The sequence below is a fragment of the Xanthomonas arboricola pv. juglandis genome, assembly GCF_001013475.1.
Taxonomy (GTDB): Bacteria; Pseudomonadota; Gammaproteobacteria; order Xanthomonadales; family Xanthomonadaceae; genus Xanthomonas; species Xanthomonas arboricola.
This window is the reverse complement of sequence record NZ_JZEF01000003.1, coordinates 253,916-270,157: the sequence shown is the minus strand read 5'-3', so window position 1 is coordinate 270,157 and position 16,242 is coordinate 253,916. Positions and strand designations below refer to the sequence as shown.

General features: G+C 60.2%; 17 protein-coding genes, 1 tRNA gene and 1 pseudogene. 10 read left to right on the top strand and 9 right to left on the bottom strand.

Going from position 1 to position 16,242, the window contains the following annotated elements; genetic code table 11:
• Positions 1-53: 53 nt before the first annotated feature.
• From XARJCFBP2528_RS11965 to XARJCFBP2528_RS21660, 4 genes are all read left to right on the top strand, one after another.
• Positions 54-239: a hypothetical protein gene (locus tag XARJCFBP2528_RS11965; RefSeq protein ID WP_016904317.1), complete on the top strand. Its 186-nt coding sequence runs from the start codon at positions 54-56 to the stop codon at positions 237-239.
• Positions 240-398: 159 nt separating this feature from the next.
• A complete protein-coding gene (locus tag XARJCFBP2528_RS11960) occupies positions 399-1,964 on the top strand; it encodes a portal protein (protein ID WP_016904316.1) in 1,566 nt (521 codons plus the stop codon).
• Positions 1,965-1,966: 2 nt separating this feature from the next.
• Positions 1,967-2,131 carry a hypothetical protein gene (locus XARJCFBP2528_RS23420; RefSeq protein ID WP_155410722.1) on the top strand — a complete coding sequence of 55 codons (165 nt, stop codon included), beginning with the start codon at positions 1,967-1,969 and terminating at the stop codon, positions 2,129-2,131.
• A complete protein-coding gene (locus XARJCFBP2528_RS21660; RefSeq protein ID WP_016904314.1) occupies positions 2,128-2,616 on the top strand; it encodes a hypothetical protein in 489 nt (162 codons plus the stop codon). The genes XARJCFBP2528_RS23420 and XARJCFBP2528_RS21660 overlap by 4 nt, the downstream gene beginning before the upstream one ends.
• A gap of 130 nt (positions 2,617-2,746) precedes the next feature.
• Here XARJCFBP2528_RS21660 and XARJCFBP2528_RS11950 read toward each other — a convergent pair.
• Positions 2,747-3,855 (bottom strand): IS3 family transposase gene (locus XARJCFBP2528_RS11950; RefSeq protein ID WP_102596805.1). Its coding sequence is split into 2 segments (ribosomal slippage): positions 2,747-3,603 and positions 3,603-3,855, totalling 1,110 coding nucleotides; the frame shifts between segments, so codons are not numbered across the junction.
• A gap of 59 nt (positions 3,856-3,914) precedes the next feature.
• Positions 3,915-5,077 (bottom strand): IS3 family transposase gene (locus XARJCFBP2528_RS11940; protein ID WP_155410721.1). Its coding sequence is split into 2 segments (ribosomal slippage): positions 3,915-4,840 and positions 4,840-5,077, totalling 1,164 coding nucleotides; the frame shifts between segments, so codons are not numbered across the junction.
• A 360-nt stretch (positions 5,078-5,437) separates the two neighbouring features.
• Here XARJCFBP2528_RS11940 and XARJCFBP2528_RS11930 point away from each other — a divergent pair.
• Positions 5,438-6,091, top strand: coding sequence for a hypothetical protein (locus XARJCFBP2528_RS11930; RefSeq protein WP_155410720.1), 654 nt, complete (start codon positions 5,438-5,440; stop codon positions 6,089-6,091).
• 101 nt (positions 6,092-6,192) lie between these two features.
• Here XARJCFBP2528_RS11930 and XARJCFBP2528_RS11925 read toward each other — a convergent pair whose 3' ends face one another.
• From XARJCFBP2528_RS11925 to XARJCFBP2528_RS11915, 3 genes are all read right to left on the bottom strand, one after another.
• Positions 6,193-6,693 carry a hypothetical protein gene (locus XARJCFBP2528_RS11925; protein ID WP_230673879.1) on the bottom strand — a complete coding sequence of 167 codons (501 nt, stop codon included), beginning with the start codon at positions 6,691-6,693 and terminating at the stop codon, positions 6,193-6,195.
• A 70-nt stretch (positions 6,694-6,763) separates the two neighbouring features.
• Positions 6,764-7,153 carry a hypothetical protein gene (locus tag XARJCFBP2528_RS11920; protein WP_026064518.1) on the bottom strand — a complete coding sequence of 130 codons (390 nt, stop codon included), beginning with the start codon at positions 7,151-7,153 and terminating at the stop codon, positions 6,764-6,766.
• A complete protein-coding gene (locus XARJCFBP2528_RS11915) occupies positions 7,153-8,013 on the bottom strand; it encodes a hypothetical protein (protein ID WP_026064519.1) in 861 nt (286 codons plus the stop codon). Before XARJCFBP2528_RS11915 ends, XARJCFBP2528_RS11920 begins: the two co-directional genes overlap by 1 nt.
• A 111-nt stretch (positions 8,014-8,124) precedes the next feature.
• Here XARJCFBP2528_RS11915 and XARJCFBP2528_RS11910 point away from each other — a divergent pair, with 111 nt between their 5' ends.
• The 3 genes and pseudogenes from XARJCFBP2528_RS11910 (at position 8,125) to XARJCFBP2528_RS24160 (ending at position 9,916) form a co-directional block, all read left to right on the top strand.
• Complete coding sequence (locus tag XARJCFBP2528_RS11910; protein WP_026064520.1) at positions 8,125-8,502, top strand: helix-turn-helix domain-containing protein; 378 nt, start codon at positions 8,125-8,127, stop codon at positions 8,500-8,502.
• 181 nt (positions 8,503-8,683) lie between these two features.
• Entirely contained in the window at positions 8,684-9,478 is a 795-nt protein-coding gene (locus tag XARJCFBP2528_RS11905) for a hypothetical protein (RefSeq protein WP_016903321.1), read from the top strand.
• 197 nt (positions 9,479-9,675) lie between these two features.
• Positions 9,676-9,916 (top strand): annotated as a pseudogene (locus XARJCFBP2528_RS24160) (hypothetical protein).
• 893 nt (positions 9,917-10,809) lie between these two features.
• Here XARJCFBP2528_RS24160 and XARJCFBP2528_RS23415 read toward each other — a convergent pair.
• The 4 genes from XARJCFBP2528_RS23415 to XARJCFBP2528_RS11880 all read right to left on the bottom strand — a co-directional run bounded on the left by XARJCFBP2528_RS23415 (position 10,810) and on the right by XARJCFBP2528_RS11880 (position 14,846).
• Complete coding sequence (locus XARJCFBP2528_RS23415) at positions 10,810-11,016, bottom strand: hypothetical protein (RefSeq protein ID WP_146011225.1); 207 nt, start codon at positions 11,014-11,016, stop codon at positions 10,810-10,812.
• 228 nt (positions 11,017-11,244) lie between these two features.
• Complete coding sequence (locus XARJCFBP2528_RS11890; RefSeq protein ID WP_016903324.1) at positions 11,245-12,816, bottom strand: site-specific integrase; 1,572 nt, start codon at positions 12,814-12,816, stop codon at positions 11,245-11,247.
• 67 nt (positions 12,817-12,883) lie between these two features.
• Positions 12,884-12,957 (bottom strand) — tRNA-Gly (locus XARJCFBP2528_RS11885).
• A gap of 104 nt (positions 12,958-13,061) precedes the next feature.
• Complete coding sequence (locus XARJCFBP2528_RS11880; RefSeq protein ID WP_016903325.1) at positions 13,062-14,846, bottom strand: autotransporter domain-containing esterase; 1,785 nt, start codon at positions 14,844-14,846, stop codon at positions 13,062-13,064.
• Between the two features lie 190 nt (positions 14,847-15,036).
• Here XARJCFBP2528_RS11880 and thiS point away from each other — a divergent pair, with 190 nt between their 5' ends.
• Both thiS and XARJCFBP2528_RS11870 read left to right on the top strand, forming a co-directional pair.
• On the top strand, positions 15,037-15,237 hold the full coding sequence (gene thiS, locus XARJCFBP2528_RS11875) for a sulfur carrier protein ThiS (protein WP_016903326.1): 201 nt from the start codon (positions 15,037-15,039) through the stop codon (positions 15,235-15,237).
• A 49-nt stretch (positions 15,238-15,286) separates the two neighbouring features.
• Positions 15,287-16,081, top strand: coding sequence for a thiazole synthase (locus XARJCFBP2528_RS11870; RefSeq protein WP_016903327.1), 795 nt, complete (start codon positions 15,287-15,289; stop codon positions 16,079-16,081).
• The last annotated feature ends 161 nt before the right edge of the window (positions 16,082-16,242 follow it).

Genomic DNA, 16,242 nt, shown 5'->3' with positions numbered 1-16,242 from the left:
AAAACCCACGGTTTTCCCCTTTCTAGATCCACTCTAAGTTCACCTAAAGAATCATGAATATTCCCCTGACCGCCGACGAGCTGATCGACGAGCTGGCCCGCATCTACCCCGAGGTTATCTACGACCCCGAGCAGGACCGAGAGGAATTCCTCCTCAAGTCCGGGGAGCGCCGCCTGGTACTTCGACTCCTGGCCGCGCGCGAGCAGGAACGCGAAGAGTCCCGAGGAGGACGCCGCTGATGTGCAGCTCCAAACCCAAGACTCCGAAGACGGAAACACCAGACATTCTTGTCACCGCACGTGACGGCTCCGGCCAGTCCCAATCGGCGCAGGCCCGCAGGAAATCCGGTCTACGCAGCGACATGAACTCTCCGCTCTACCAAGGATTGACCATTCCGCGTGGCTGACGCCGGCAAGACCCTCGTATCCGCCAAGGAACGCTACGACGAGCTGAAGCCCAACCGAAACAGTGCCGAGACCCGCGCCAAAGCGTGTACCAAGGTCACCATCCCATCACTGTTCGTTGACCCGAAGCAAAAGTCACAGACTTTCATCACTCCCGTACAAGGCACGGGCGCGCGCTGCGCCAACGCAATCGCCAATGCACTTTTACTTGCAGTTTTGCCTCCCAACATCACCCCCTTCACCCTGAAGCCCGACTTGTCCGAATCGGACAAGCTCATGCAGGAAGCAGGCATCCAGAAGGGAGAACTTGAGACGGCGCTTTCGGAAATCGAACGTGCCGTCATGGATGAAATCGAAGCGGGTGCGCAGCTGCGTTCGGTCCTAGCCGAAGGCTTCAAGCACTCCGCCGCAACTGGCAACTGGCTGCTGTACGTGCCAGACCAAGGGCCGGGCAAGCTCTACCCGTTGACCTCCTACATCGCTGACCGCGACGGCCTGGGCAACGTACTGGAGATTGTCACCCTCGACATGATCGCCATTCAGATGCTCCCAGCCGAGGCTCGTGAATCGATACTCGCCAAGGTCTCCGAGACCGAGCGGTTGAAGAAGCTGGCCGAAGACGCTGAGCTTTACACCCGCGTATACCGCGACGAGAACAACGAGAACTGGCTGTGCTATCAGGAGGTCGAAGGCGTCATCATCGCCGGGACCGAAGGCAGCTACCCAATCGATGCTCCCCCTTGGATTCCAGTATCGATCCCTCGGCCCACTAGTGAAGACTATGGTCGCGGCCTGATCGAAGACTACCGAGGTGAGTTCGAGACTCTTGAGGCGCTCCGAAAGGCGCTTCGGAAGGGGGCTGCAGCTGCCGCGAAAATCCTTTGGTTGCTCAAGCCGACCTCGGCGATGAAGCCGGACCAGCTGACCAAGGCTGAGTCGGGCGCCGTCATCCGCGGCGACAAGAACGACATTTCCTCCTTGACCCTGGACAAGTTCCAGGATCTCTCCTTCGTCAAGAGCGAAGCCGACACCACCGCCCGCAACCTGGAGCTGGTCTTCGGCGTCGGAACTGCCATCCAGCGCAGCGGCGACCGGGTGACCCGAGAGGAAATCCAGTATCTCGCCCGTGTGCTTGAGGATAACCGCGCCGGCCTCTACTCGGTGCTCGGCCCCGAGCTGATGGTTCCACTCATCCGTCGCATCCTCTTCCGACTGCAGCAGAACGGGGCAATCCCGGAGCTGCCGGAAGGCCTCATCAAACCACGCATCACCGTAGGCGTCGCAGCCCTAGGCCGCGGCCACGACTTCGAGAAGCTCGTGCGCTTTGGCGAGACCGCCAAGGGCGTCATGGGTGAGCAAGAAGCTGGCCGCCGCATCGACTGGGGCGAGTGGCTGTCCCGACTGGGCGCCGCATCCGACATCACCACAAAGGGTCTTGTGCTCGACCCAGAAGCCGTCCAGCAAAACGACCAGACCTCCGCAATGAACGAGGCCGCTGTCCGCGCCGCACCGAACTTGGTGAACGCAGCGATGACAGGTGGCTCACCAATCCAGGAATGACCATGGCAAAAGCCGCAACCCCCGCCGACGAGGCAGGCACACCAGCACCACGGGCTGACGCCGTGGCAGATAAGACCTATCCGCGCGTGACCAAGAAGGGCGATGTGACGATCACTGAATTCGGCGACGGCACTACCCACTACAACGCGCTGGGCACGACCAAGTGACCGAGCAGACCACCGAGACCCAACCGGCTCAGGTCGTCGCTGACGGAACCGAAGGTCAGCAGACCGAACGCCTGTATGGCGGCAAATACAAAACGGTCGAAGAACTGGAGGCAGCCTACGCGGCTGCCGCAACTCCGGCTGACCCGGCCGGCAATGCTGGGCTGAAGGCGGCCAAAGAAGCCGCGACAGTGGAAGGCGAAGGAAACGGCGGCGATGCCAACGAAGCCGCTGCAGCAGACGCACTGAAGGCCGCTGGCCTCGACCAGACTGTGTTCACTCAGGAGTTTGCCGAGACCGGCACCATCTCCGAAGAGAGCTTCAAGTCACTGGAAAAGGCTGGTTTCCCAAAAGAGCTGGTTGGCGTGTATCTGGATGGCCTCAAGGCTCGCCAGTCCACCTACGAGGCTGGAATCTTCGCCCCGGCAGGCGGCAAGGACGGCTACACAAAGCTCTTGGAGTGGGCCGGCAAGAATCTGGAAGACTGATACGCCCAGGGTTCCGTAGACACTCAAGACCCGACATCCCCCCGCCCTGAGTAGCGGCTTGGTTTAGAGTCCCGGGTTAAGTGACCCACCCCCGATTACCGTGCCATTCGAAAGTAGAGAATTCGACCTTCTACGGCGCCTGGGAATTCGCTTGGGACCCGCAATTTCGGGCGAATTCCTCAGGGGTTTTCCATGCCAGTGCACTGTGGGGTCGCTCCTCGTTATAGAAGCGCCGCCACGCTTCGATTTTGCTCCGCGCGTCGGCCAGTGACAAGAACCAGTGCTCATTCAGGCACTCCTGCCGCAGGCGCCCGTTGAAGCTTTCCACCAGCGCGTTGTCGGTCGGTGTCCCTCTGCGGGAGAAGTCCAGCTCCACGCCGTTTTCATACGCCCAGCGGTCCATTACCTTGCCGGCAAACTCGCTGCCGTTATCCACCTTGATCGCCTCCGGCTTGCCGCGTTGAGCGGCCAACCGGGTCACTGCCTCGGCCACATCGTCGGCCCGCAAGGACTGGTCTACGACGATGGCCAGGCACTCATGCGTGAAGTGATCCAGTACCGGCAACAACCGGAAGCGACGGCCATCGAACAGCGCATCACTGACGAAGTCCATGCCCCACAGGGTATTGGGCGCAGTGGCCACTTTGATCGGTTGCCGTCGGCGTGCACTGCGACTGCGACGAGGCCGACAATGCCTTAAAGACAGGCCTTCCTCCTTGTAAATGCGATGGATGCGCTTGTGGTTGTCCCGCCAGCCTTCCCGGCGCAGCATTACGAAAACCCGCTCGCACCCGTAATGAACACGGCTCAAGGCGATCTCCCGCATTCGCATGCGCACCGCGCTGCAGTCCCGCGCCTTGGCCTTGTAGGAGTAGCTGGACTGGGACATCGACATCATCTGCAACGCGCGGCGCAGGCTGACCCCAAAACGCTCATGCAGCTTGCCTACCCAGGAACGTCGCTGGGCAGGCCTCAGAGCTTTTTTGTGACCACCTCCTGCAGCATCGCCTTGTCCAAGCTAAGGTCGGCCACCAGTTGCTTGAGCTTGCGATTCTCCTCTTCCAGCAGCCGCAGGCGCTTGAGCTCGGACGGGCCCAGCCCACCGTATTTCTTGCGCCACACGTAGAACGTGGCCTCGGCTATGCCCATCTTCCGGCAGATCTCCCCGACCGCCATCCCCAGCTCGGCCTGCTTGAGCGCGTAGGCCACCTGCTCTTCGGTAAATCGTGACTTCTTCATCGCTTGAATCCTCGTTGCTACGGGGGCCCATGCTGCCGAAGTCTCTACTTTACCGTGGCTCAGTTTTCAGGGGGTGGGTCAGACCCTCGTTGCGCGTAGCGCCGTTCAAACTCTACAGGGGACAAGTCGCCAGTTGAACCGTGGCGGCGGTTGGGGTTGTAGAACATCTCGATGTAGTCGAATACCTCGGCGCGAGCGGCGTCCTTGGTGGGATAGGTCCGCCGCCTGATCCGCTCGCGTTTGAGCAGGCCGAAGAAGCTCTCCACGGGTGCGTTGTCGTGGCAGTTGCCACGCCGACTCATGCTGCACACCAAGCCATGGGACGCCAGGAAACTGCGCCAGTCATCGCTGGTGTAGACAGACCCTTGGTCCGAATGAACCAAGCAACCAGCGTTGGGTTTGCGCCGCCACACCGCAGACAACAAGGCCTGCACGACCAACTCGGTGTCGGCCCGATCGCGCATCGCCCAGCCGACGACCTGCCTGGAAAACAGATCGATCACAACAGCCAAATACATCCAGCCTTCATGCGTGCGGATGAAGGTGAAATCACTCGCCCAGGCCGTGTCCGGCTCCGTCACGTCGAACTGTCGGTCAAGCAGGTTGGCAGCCGCCTTGCACTGCATCCCTCCATGGAAGCGCGGTTTGCGACCATAGCCCACCTGGGCACGCAGTCCCTCGGTGCGCATCAGCCGATGCACCCGATGGCGACTACAACGCTCACCTAGATCGCGCAGATCCGTGGTGATCTTGCGATGCCCATAAACACTGCCGCTGGCCAGCCAGTGGTGCTTGATTAGTCCAAGCAAGCGATCATCTTCCTTGGCGCGCTCACTGTCGGGCGAGCGTAACCAGGCGTAATAACCCGCCCGGTTGACCCGCAACACCCGGCACATCACACACACCCTGAATTCCCCGCAGTGGGCTTGCATGAAGGCGTACTTTGCCTTTACCCCTTGGCAAAGTACGCGGCGGCCTTTTTTAGGATGTCGCGCTCCTCGGTCACTCGACGCAACTCTGCCTTTAGCCGCCGAACCTCGGCGCTCTGGTCCACCTCGGCGCGCTGCACTACGCCAGGCTTGCCGAACGTGCGCAGCCAGGCGTACAGGCTGTGCGTGGTGACACCCAGCCGCTCGGCGACTTCTGCCACCTTGAACCCACGATCAGTCACTTGCCGGACCGCCTCGATCTTGAACTCATCCGTATACCGCTTGCTGCTCATAGACACCTCCGAATCGACCATTTTCCATGGCCATGAGATGTCTAGGAAACCCTGGGCGTATCAAACCGCGGATCAGTAGTAAAAGCATGTGATGAACAACACAATCATCAAGCTACAGGAGGCTGGCTTCTCCATAGAGCCGGACGAGCGCCCTTCCAGACAGGGATGCTGGATTGTCTTCCCACCCGAATCACTTGGCTCGTCTTCAGATCCGGAGTTCTTCGATACTGATGGGCTTACTGATTGGTATAAACAACTTCTTGACTGCGGAGTGCTGCCAATCAAGTAGCACTTAAGCGCTCGCGACACTTCATGCTTCTTGATACGATTAGCCTCAGCCTATCGTCCACGGAAGAAAGAATGAAGAGCGCACTTGAGAGTGGAGCTTTAAATGGGCCTCTCATCGACATTGGCGAATGGCTACTAAACCATTCCGACGATACCGCTGTTTGCCCAGTCTGCGGAGGCATCGTCAAGCCGAAGGGCGAGCTTTCTACCGAGGTGGAAACTCATTTCGCACACGAGAGATGGGCCAACTGCCCTTCCACTGCCAAGAATGCCAAGCCGTTCGATATTTTTAACCGAACCCCCCGTGGCAGCGCAGAGGATGCGAAGCGCTTGAAGCTCTATGCGCTGGATAATCTTGAAAGTATTTACGAGCGGAGCCGACATCTGTGCCCAGGGTTGACTTTGAAAGAGTTCTTGCCGTTACTGGATCTCGCGAACAAATACGATATTTGGAGTTTCAAGAACTTCGTTCCTGGCTACCTACCTTATGTGCTCCTCTGCTGTGCCGATCTTTTCAAATCGACACAAACACGGCCGCAAAGCATGTTTTTCATCCTTGAGCCATCGGCGTCTGGCACGGACTACTGGCACATTCACAGCGGCTTACGGCGGACGGTTTGGCAGGTCACGCGCTCGAGTCCGCTGAAAGTCGTAGCTATTTCCATGGATGCTCGAGAGATAGAGCCGTGGTATCGGGTAGATGCGAGGAAGCGCCTGAAGGTGTAGCGTATCGATGCTTAACACGACATGGAATGGATGACGAGGATCTGCGCTGTGAGCTGCTCACCTGGACGGGCGCACCGCACAGCCTTGGATCCTGAACAAGGCTACTTTGACGGGACTGCCGTTCGATCCCATGCCCGCCTCGCCCAGCCAACGATGAGCGCTGGAGCTACCACGACCGCGCTGCCCCACAAGAACGCGAGGTAAAAGGCAGCAGTAGCGAGCTCACCATAGACAGGGTGTTCCGCGAACTTCCAGCCAAGCACCGCGCAACCGAAGACCGCTGCAAGCCCCAACCCGCCGCCCACGAGCGCCCCCTTCAGGAATTCGCCTTTGCGAAAGTAGGGAATGCGACCGGTCCTGACATGCCAAGCCCAGACCTGCTGGGCGCGGATGTGCAACATCAGGCAGAACGCCAGGAAGCCGGCGATCAGCAGCCCACCTACACAGTAGACCAAGCCCATCAGCTGCTGGGTCTTGAAGACAGCGTCGAGACCTGCTCCAAACAACAGCATACCCAAGGGCCCGAGGATGACGCAGGGCAGGATCATGGCAGCCGGCCCGGTTGGTGCATAAAGCCGCTGGTAGTTCGCTTGGTGGTTCATTTCTTTTCCTCTGTTAGGAGCAAGACCAAACGGCGTCACGGCAACCGCATGGCAAATGGTTGGTCGAGGGTTAGCCCGCAGATGTTCCGTCATCGGTCACGTCGACCAGTTCCCAACCTTCGCCGGCCGGCCGGAACTTCATCGTCATCTTTAAGCGCATTTCCTTGGCCTTCGGCGTCGTAGGCTGATCGCCAATGAAGCCCAGTCCATCGACGCTCCCGGAGATCCGACACTCCTGATCACCGTTGGGCAGTTTTGTGCAGGCGATCTCCAGCCCGCTCGCTTCCTTGACTTCGAACCGCCAAGTCCGCTGAAGCGTTGCCTGCCTCCCCTTCTCAGTAAAGAATCGCTCTACTGCTTTGACAGCGTCCTCCGTGCTCGGCGCATGCTTTGCACCACAGGCCGACAAGCCCAACACCAAGAAGCACGCCGGAATCAAAACACGTTGAATGGTCCGCATCACGACTCTCCGTTCTTCTGTTTGGTCAGGTCCACGCCGATGACTTCGTTTCGGTAACCCACCTGGACGCGTTCAACGTCCACCTCGGCGCGCGGGCCTCCGTTCTCCAACCAGACCCGCTTGACGGTGAAGACCACCAGATCGTCCCTGGCGTCCCTGCCCTGCTTGAACAATCCGGCTGCCTCGCTTTCGCTCATACGGATTGGAAGATGAAAATGCCCGGCATGCTGGGGTGTCCAAACAGATCGCTCACTGCGAGCACTGGTCGGGGCAAACCCCTCGCCCGCGATGCCCTCTACCTGGAATCCGGTGATCCAAGGAATCGGCACGTAGATGTCCAAGATGCCGCGTCGCCGGTCATAGGACGGTTGGTCCACGATGTTGGGGCGAACGGCAAAACGCTGGATGCTACGGAAGCGCTGCGCCCTTGCATCGAAGGTCGCGCCATACTTGCGCTCAATGGCTTCCGGCTCCTGAGCGGTGATGCCATTAGGCCCGTTCCGCTTCGTATCGATCAGCCACTCGCCATACAAACACTGCTCGCGCTCTGTCTTGCTCAATCGGTAGCTAGACCGCGTCGACGCAATCAGCCTCGCATCGCAGGTGTGGTAGCCCGCCGAGGCCGTGGACGCCAACCCAGCGCGGATGTGTTGCGCGCCTGCCAGTTCGTCCTGGTCGAGGTCCCAGTAGGTTCCTTGCGGATCGAGATACGGGCTCTTGGCCCTGTCCCTTGATACCTGCGGAGCCCCGGTGATGGCCCGCCCAATCTGCTGAAGAAGATTTCCCCTGTCCTGCGCTTGCACCGCCATGCTTGCGGCCATCGCGAACGCGCCTATGGCCGCTGCCCACTGCTTTTTCATGCCCTGCTCCTTGCGTCGGGTTGCGACGAACTTACGTGTCACGTAGAGTCTACCCGTGGCGTAAGGCTTCCGTCATGCTCTTTCCATGCCTGCACTGCATCGATTCAGCCTGTGAAGCCCGCCACTCCCGCCCCTCGGGAGATCGTGGCCGCGCGCCTGCGTCAAGCCCGCGAACGACGGGGCCTGAGTCAGCGCGAGGTAGGGATGCGAATGGGCCTGGACAAAGACACAGCGTCAGCGCGGATATCCAGATATGAATCCGGAGCCATGTCTATCAGCCTCGAGGCTTTGTTCGAGATGGCAAAAGCGCTGGAAGTGCCACCTGCTTTCTTGCTGGCTAGCACCCCTGGCATGGCCGACGCGATCTTGGCGTTGGGAGAGCAAAGCGATCGACAGCAGGACCAACTGGCGAAGGTCCTAGCGACACTGACGAATCTTCAACCCAAGGTTCGAGATCAGCTAATCGCAGAGTTGTTGGATAGGAGGTAGGCGGTTCAACCCTCGACTTGAACGACCTTTGCTGCAACCGAAGATGCCGCCCTTACACATCAGCAACAGGTGCCACGTGGCCTCAGGGTCGCCTGGGCAAGGTAGAGTAAGGAGCCCGCCGCACCTTTGAATACCTCAGCGGTAGAGCGAAAATGGGGACACTTCGAACGGACGCAAACCGATGAATTCTGCCACCCCATCGTTGGCCCAAATCCATTGGCCTGACCATAGTGTCGCTGTCTACGCAGGCTTGGATCTTCACGCCTTCGCCATGTTTCGGGACGAGGTGGTGGTTCCTTCACTCAATACCTTAGAGAGACGGATCGAGCAGATGGAGGAAAGCGGCGACATTGCGGAAAGCACATTCGGAGCGGATGTCTACGCAGATCTACTTCACAACACGGTAGAGGGTTTCTTGCTTACTACGCAGTCCATGCATGAGCGAAGCCTTCGCGGCCTTATGATCGCTATGGCAAGACGCAAGAAGTGGACTGCTGATGACCAGAACAAAATCAAAGTAGCCGACTGGTCTAAGGGCAGCAGGGGAGTGCCCGCGTTGTTTCAAGGCCTGTTTGACAACCCAATTCAATCGTTCGGCGATCAAACGGATCTGCGTGTGCTGCGGCTGTTTGGCAACGTCTTGAGACATGGGGACGGCCCATCGGCCGAGGAGCTTCACGAGCTATGCCCTTCGCTCTGGCCTCACTGGCTGCCTCCAGGAACTGTCTTGAAGGTCGCTGGAGGTCAACTTTGCGTCCGCAAAGACGCCTTGCCCCACCATCTGTTCGAGAACATCACGCTGCCAAGAAGCGTTCTAGACCAAATGATTTCGGCAGTAGTAGGCTTTTGGGAAGACATAGAGTTCGTCCGGTGCAACTCTTTCACGAACACGAATAGTCGGATTCAAGCGCACCTTGCCGAGCTGACTCGGAAGCATGAAAGCCGGTCCGCGAATCGCGCTTGGAACCCAGGATGAGGCCATGCCACGTCAGGGTAGCCTTTTTCAATTGCCTCCCCAGCCGGCTGAGTAGATGAAGCTTAAACAATCGCCACGGAGCTATCGCTGACAGCCATCAATCTCACTCTTTCGGAAGCACTTTTAGCTCATAGCTATTCTGAGCGGCAACATAAAGTGCCCACGACCTTCGAAACGGTTCTTCTCTTGCGTTCTCGCTGAGCATCTCTTCTGGGGGTCCTTATGGCTTCATCGTCGGGCCGCTGATGGCTAGATGGGGTCTTCGCAAAGCCGAGCGGCTCCACCCGCAGGAGGCCTATGCGGCGCGACCGCGGGTTTACCGCTGCCCAGTTGTGGGTCATGACGCCACTGACAGTGATGGGAGCTTTCTGGGTCGCGTCAGCGCTTAGCGGACTCCCCATGGTGCTGGTGGTGCTTTGGGTGCAGCTGACCCGGTGAGTTTTTCTAAGCATCCTGCTCCTCCCAGGCCGTTAGGCTTCATCGTCGGGCCGCCGATGGCCCGACGGAGAACACGGAAGGTGGAACGCCTTTACCCGGCCGATGCTCGTGTCGCTAGGCTCGGGACACAAGGGAGTTCGCTTGATGGCAGTGTTGGGTCATGACGCTGCAGACTCTGATGGGCGCATCCGCAGCCTTCGCCATGCTGAGTGGGATTCCAATGCTCTTACTCATGGTATGCGCGCAACTGATCCGATAGAACTAACAAGAAGATATGAGAAGAGGCTGACGTGATCGCAGCCTCTTTTTTATGATCATTTATCTTGAGACGCTTGAATTCAAGGACTTGACACTCCTGAATATCAAGCTATAAGAAGTAATGATAAGCCAAGACCACTAGCCATGAATATAGAGTCATTCTGGAACCAAGCATTTATATCTCTACTGAGTCGCCTTCCGCCCGAACAAGCGAAAGAAGAGGCAGACAAGGCAACCCAGCTATGCATTGGGCAGTGGCAAGAAAAATCCGCAGAGAAGTCGCCTGATAGATCGATGCGGTGGCAAGACCAGGAAATCGGCATGGTCCCGGAGGTCCTTGGAAGGTTTAGCTTCCCAAGGACTGGGAATGTCGTCACCTTTTCAACTTCTGCTTCTTTGAAGCGGATCGAGAGACCTCCTGTTTCTCGATGAGTTCCTGTCTTTCTTCTGCAACTGCGTTCGCTACCGCAATGGTCCTGCTTGGAGTGGTCAAGAAGACCAAACCGCCTCCTTGATACTCCACTGAGAATGTTACGGCGATAGGAATCACAAAATCCCCCTCAAAGGTTGCAATCTCCACGACCTGAACGCTAGTGTTCGGCGAAAAAAAAGCAGTCTTTGCCACCTTTAGTAGATCATTTGTCTTTTTTTTTAACCAGATACTTCACTCGTGCATCATCGGTGATGAGGTCGTATTTAGAGCGTAAAGCCTCAGGGTCCGCCTCGGCTCCTTCATGCAGTTGAAGCCGCTCCCCTTCTGAAACACTAACAACTACCGTGCCTTCCAATCCCGAAGCTTTCATTGCGAGGAGGACAGCTTTTTCCCGTTGAGTCTCCGTCATTTTGGCCTCCAGCCTAGTCTTTATCAAAAGTAATGCGAATACCCCTCCCTGTCTCTGCCTAGTTCGCCACCGTCGGAAATCTGACTAGCATGCACTCGGCAACTTTAGATTAACCTCAAACGCGCGTCCGACGCTAGAACGAAAAAACATTAAACAAAGGACACAGCCGATTCGCGATCCGTCATAGAAGCAAAGGGTTAGGTTAGGTAGATCAGATTCCCGCTTTCGTCATCCCATTTTCTGGTTCAGATTCTTTCCGAACTGACTTGGCTCGTAGACAGGCAACACCGCAAGCTCGCTCAACTTCGCCAGCGTTGCCACCCGGTCCGGCAGGCTCCGCCGATCAATGTAGAACTTCTCCAGCACGGTCTGCCCTGTGCCATGCCCGGTAAGCGCTCCGATAGCAGACGCCGACACACCCGCCTCATCCAGCTTTGAAGCAATCGTGTGGCGGAACCCGTGGAACCCCTGCCCCTTCTCCGCCACCCCTTGCCGCTTGATGTAAACGGAGAACTGACGGCTCAGCTGCCGTCCGTAGCCCAGCCCTGTCGAGTTGGGCAGGTCCGGGAACAACCGCTCGACCCCAGCTTGCCTCGCCTCTTCCACGTAGGTAAGGAACCCGGCCTCAATGACCGGCTGAGCCAGCGGGATGAACCGCCGGCTGTGCTTGTTCTTGATGCTCTGCTTCTTCCCGATCTTCCGGACGAAGAAGCCGGGCACGCCGTCGATGGTGTCGATGTCCTCCAGCCGGAGCTGCGCGATCTCGTTGACGCGAGCTCCCGAGTAAAGTCCCAAGATCGGTCCGAACCACCGATGCGGGTATTTCGACGCCCACTTCGGAAACTCCACCGGGTCAAAGATGGCCTTCAACTCGGCATCGGTAAACGGCGAGCCCGTGTCTTCCGAATCCGGCGTAGAGATCGCCCGGATGCCTGCCAGCGGGTTCACTGCGAGATGCTTTCCCTCAACCAGCGACACCAGGAAGACGCTCAACCGTTGCCGGTGCTTCGCCATGGTCCACGCCGCCGGCTCTGGTTCCTCGTTCTTCTTCGCCAGCTTGATGACCTCGGGCACCGACAGGTCTCGGTAGGCCGGCCGCTTGGTCGCATTCGACGGCCAGTAGCGCACGCCCTCAAAGAAGGCCCGCACGTGATCCTGGGTCAGCGAGGCCACGGGCACGTCCTTGCCAAGGATCCCGGCAAACAGGCGCAGGGTGTGACGGCTTTCCAACACGGTCTTCTGATGCAGACGGGCCCCGGCCAGGTCCCTCAAATGATCGGCCATCGCCTTGGACAGCATCAGCGCCTTGGGTGCATCGCCGCCGCCGGATATGCGTTGACTGCCCTCGCGCAACTGTTGCCGACGCTTGGCCACCCTCGCTGCCATGACCTCAGTGGGCTCCGTCTGCCGCGACCGCACCATGAGGTCTCCGAAGATCCCGGCATCGGCGGGGTTGTCCAGCTGCGCCTGAGCGATGCGCGTGCCGTCGGGCAGCGTCACATCTTTCAGGGTCAGCTCTTTGATGTCCCCACTGCGAACCTTTTCCAGCAGTTCTTCCAGATCCACGGTCATCCCTTTCCGCATGGCATCGAATGCCATCGATAGTGCCATCCCCATCGTGGCCGCCGCCAGCCTGGCGTGGTCCCCACGACGGTTTTCCAGCGATCGGACAAGGTAACGCGAGCCAACCAGGGCTCGAAGATCAGTGGGAACAAAGAAGCGCGCATGTAGGCCGGCTGAGCGCGACATCATCAGAGGCTTGGGCAAGATTGATACCTCGATTGATACCTCAAGGGGCATCGCTCGGAATCATCAATCGGTCTGAATATCCAACTAAATCAAGTAGTTACGGACTGAGTAGAAGCTCTGGAGCGGGCGATGGGAATCGAACCCACGTCAGTAGCTTGGGAAGCTACAGCTCTACCATTGAGCTACGCCCGCGCGGCGTTGCGAGAGTTTAGGCGGGTGCGGGGGCCGGGCGCAATGCACAGATGTGACGAGGGCCGGTTGCCCGGCCCTCGTTTGCAACGCGTGTGGTGCTTGGATCAGAAGTTGCCGCTGAAATTCACGAACAGTGTCGCGTCGCGGGCGCTGCGCTGGGCGGTGGTGGTGCTCAGGCCGATGTTGCTCTGCAGACCCCACAGGCCGGTGCGGGCGCCCAGAACGACGGTGGCGTAGTTGCGATCGAAGTTCTGGCCCGGGACGGTGTACATACCCACTTCCGGCATCGACTGCAGCCAGGCGCTGGCTTCGGTGCCGTCCTTGAACTCGTGGTCGTAGGTTGCCTGCAGGTACGGCTTGACCATTGCACCGTCCAGGCGCACCTGGAAGCCGATGCGGCCGACCATCGAGTCGATGTCCTGATCGGCATAGCCCAATGCGGTGGAGCTTTCGTTGCTCTCGGTGTAGCCGTCGAGCTTGAGCTTCTGCCAGGTCAGGCCGACCACCGGGCCGTACTTGACGTTGCCTTCGCCCAGCGAATAGCCGGCGTTGACCGCGGCGGTGAGGTTGCTGCCATCCGGCGAGCCGCTGTGCACGCGGGTGGCCGGCCCCAGCTGCACTTCGCGGTCGACGTCGTAGCTCAGCCAGCTGTAGCTGACCTGCGCGTTGACCCAGACCGGGCCGGTGTACCAGCCGAAGAAGCCGCCCAGCGTGGTGTCGTCCTGCTTGAAGCTGCCGTTACGGTTGCCGAAGTCGGCGTCCATGCTGCCGAAGCCGGCAAAGCCGCCGAACACCAGGTCGCCCGCAGTCCAGTCCACACCGAACAGGCCGGCCGGGGCCATGCCGTCGTACAGATCGGCGTGATCGTAGCGCTGCATGTCGCCACGCACACTGCCCCACCAACGCAGGCCGTCGGCGTCCGGCTTGCCGTCCAGATGCCAGGCCACCTGGTCGGCGCGCGCGCGGCCGATGGCCTGCGCCGAATGCGTCAGCACCTGCTGCAGACGCGGCGCTTCCAGCAGCGAGATGGCGTACTGGCCCAGGATCTGGTGGGTGGCGGTGCTCGGGTGGATGCCGTCGGCGAACACATAGGTGTTGGGCGCGTTGGCAGCGACCAGGCTGGTCGGGTTGCAGGCCGGCAGCGGCACGGCCGGGTTGCAGGCGGTGCTGGTGACGTTGCTGAAACCGTAGGTGCCCGGATCGGCAACCACTTCCTGCAGGATGTGGAAGGTGTCGACCGGGATCACGCGCAGGCCGGCCGAACGCAGGCCATTGAACAGTGCGGTGTTGTAGGCGGTTGCCGCAGCAGTGCCCTGCGCCATCGCGGCGGCACCGCCGGCGCGGAAGCGCGGGGTGATGCCCACGTCCGGAATGGTCGGCACCATCACATAGCGCGCGCCGGCGGCCTGCAAGGCGCCGACCGCACCGACCTGCGCGGTGACCGCGTTGCCGATGATGGCCTGCGCCTGGACCGGCGCGGCTGCAGCGGCGAGCAGGTCGTTGGCGCCGCCCCACACGGTGTAGAGCGCGTTCGGATTGGCCTGGCCGCCGTTGGCGCTCAGGTAGGTGTTGATCTGGCTGGTCACCGAGGGCGCGGCGCCGAGCACGCTGGTCGAACTGGCCTGGATGCGTGCGCCGCCGGCAGCGTAGTTGTCGCCGGTCTGGCCGTTGCCGTTGGGCGCGGCATTGGTGCCGTAATGGTCGGCGACGTATTCGGCCCAGACCCAACCCGGGTTGGTGGTGAACTTGCCGGTGACGGCGCGCGAGGCGGCCGGCAGCAACGGGTTGTAGTAGCCGCTGTCGGTGAGGCTGTCACCGAAGAACACGGTCTGGTCGAAGGCAGACGCGGCCATGGCCGGGGTGGCCGCAATGGCGATGGCCACGGCCATCAGGGAACGGATCGGGCGAAGAGTTGAAGCCATGGGAGTGCCTGTTCAAGGTAGTGTGGAACTGGACCGGACCTGCTGACGTACGCCGGCGAATGGCACATGGTTTCACCCTCGCCGCCCGCGCTCACGCTGCATTGCCGCATAACGCAAAAACGCGCGCCCTGACGGCACGCGATGCCACAATGATGACATGAACATTCAACTCAACGGCACCCCGCGCGACATTCCCGACGATCTGCTGCTGGCCACCCTGCTGGAGCAGGAAGGTCTTGCACAGCGGCGCGTGGCGGTGGAGATCAATGGCGAAATCGTGTCGCGCGGGCGGCATGCCACGCACCGGTTGCGTGCCGGCGATGTGGTGGAGATCGTGCACGCGCTGGGCGGCGGTTGATGCGGCGCGCAGGCCGGCGCAGCTGCGCGCGATCGGTGATAATTGCCCGATGACCAATACCGCCCCCTCTGATGCGCTGATCATCGCCGGCAAGCCCTACCGTTCGCGCCTGCTGACCGGCACCGGCAAGTTCAAGGACCTGGATGAAACCCGCCTGGCCACCGAAGCGGCCGCCGCGCAGATCGTCACCGTGGCGATCCGCCGGGTGAACATCGGCCAGGACCCCAACGCGCCCAGCCTGCTCGATGTGCTGCCGCCGGATCGCTACACGCTGCTGCCCAACACCGCCGGCTGCTACACCGCCGAAGACGCGGTGCGCACCTGCCGGCTGGCGCGCGAGCTGCTGGACGGCCACAACCTGACCAAGCTGGAGGTGCTCGGCGACGAGCGCACGCTGTATCCGGACGTGGTGCAGACGCTCAAGGCTGCCGAGCAGTTGGTCGCCGATGGCTTCGACGTCATGGTCTACACCTCCGACGATCCGATCCTGGCCAAGCGCCTGGAAGAGATCGGCTGCGTGGCGGTGATGCCGCTGGCCGCGCCGATCGGCTCCGGGCTGGGCATCCAGAACAAGTACAACCTGCTGGAAATCATCGAAAACGCCAAGGTGCCGATCATTGTCGATGCCGGCGTGGGCACGGCATCGGACGCGGCGATCGCGATGGAGCTGGGCTGCGACGGCGTGCTGATGAATACCGCGATCGCCGGTGCACGCGATCCGATCCTGATGGCGAGCGCGATGCGCAAGGCGATCGAGGCCGGACGCGAAGCCTTCCTGGCCGGGCGGATTCCGCGCAAGCGGTATGCCTCGGCGTCGAGTCCGGTGGATGGCGTGATTGGATGAGTGGGTGGGCTGCGTTGACATTGCACTCGATGCGCACTACTTGGCCGTGTGACGCGCCGGATGTAGCCGTTGCTGGATCGCGCGTTGCTGCACGTGCTCCCTCACGCCGTACCCTCACCCCAACCCCTCTCCCCAAGGCAGAGGGGCTTTTGTTTTTTGAT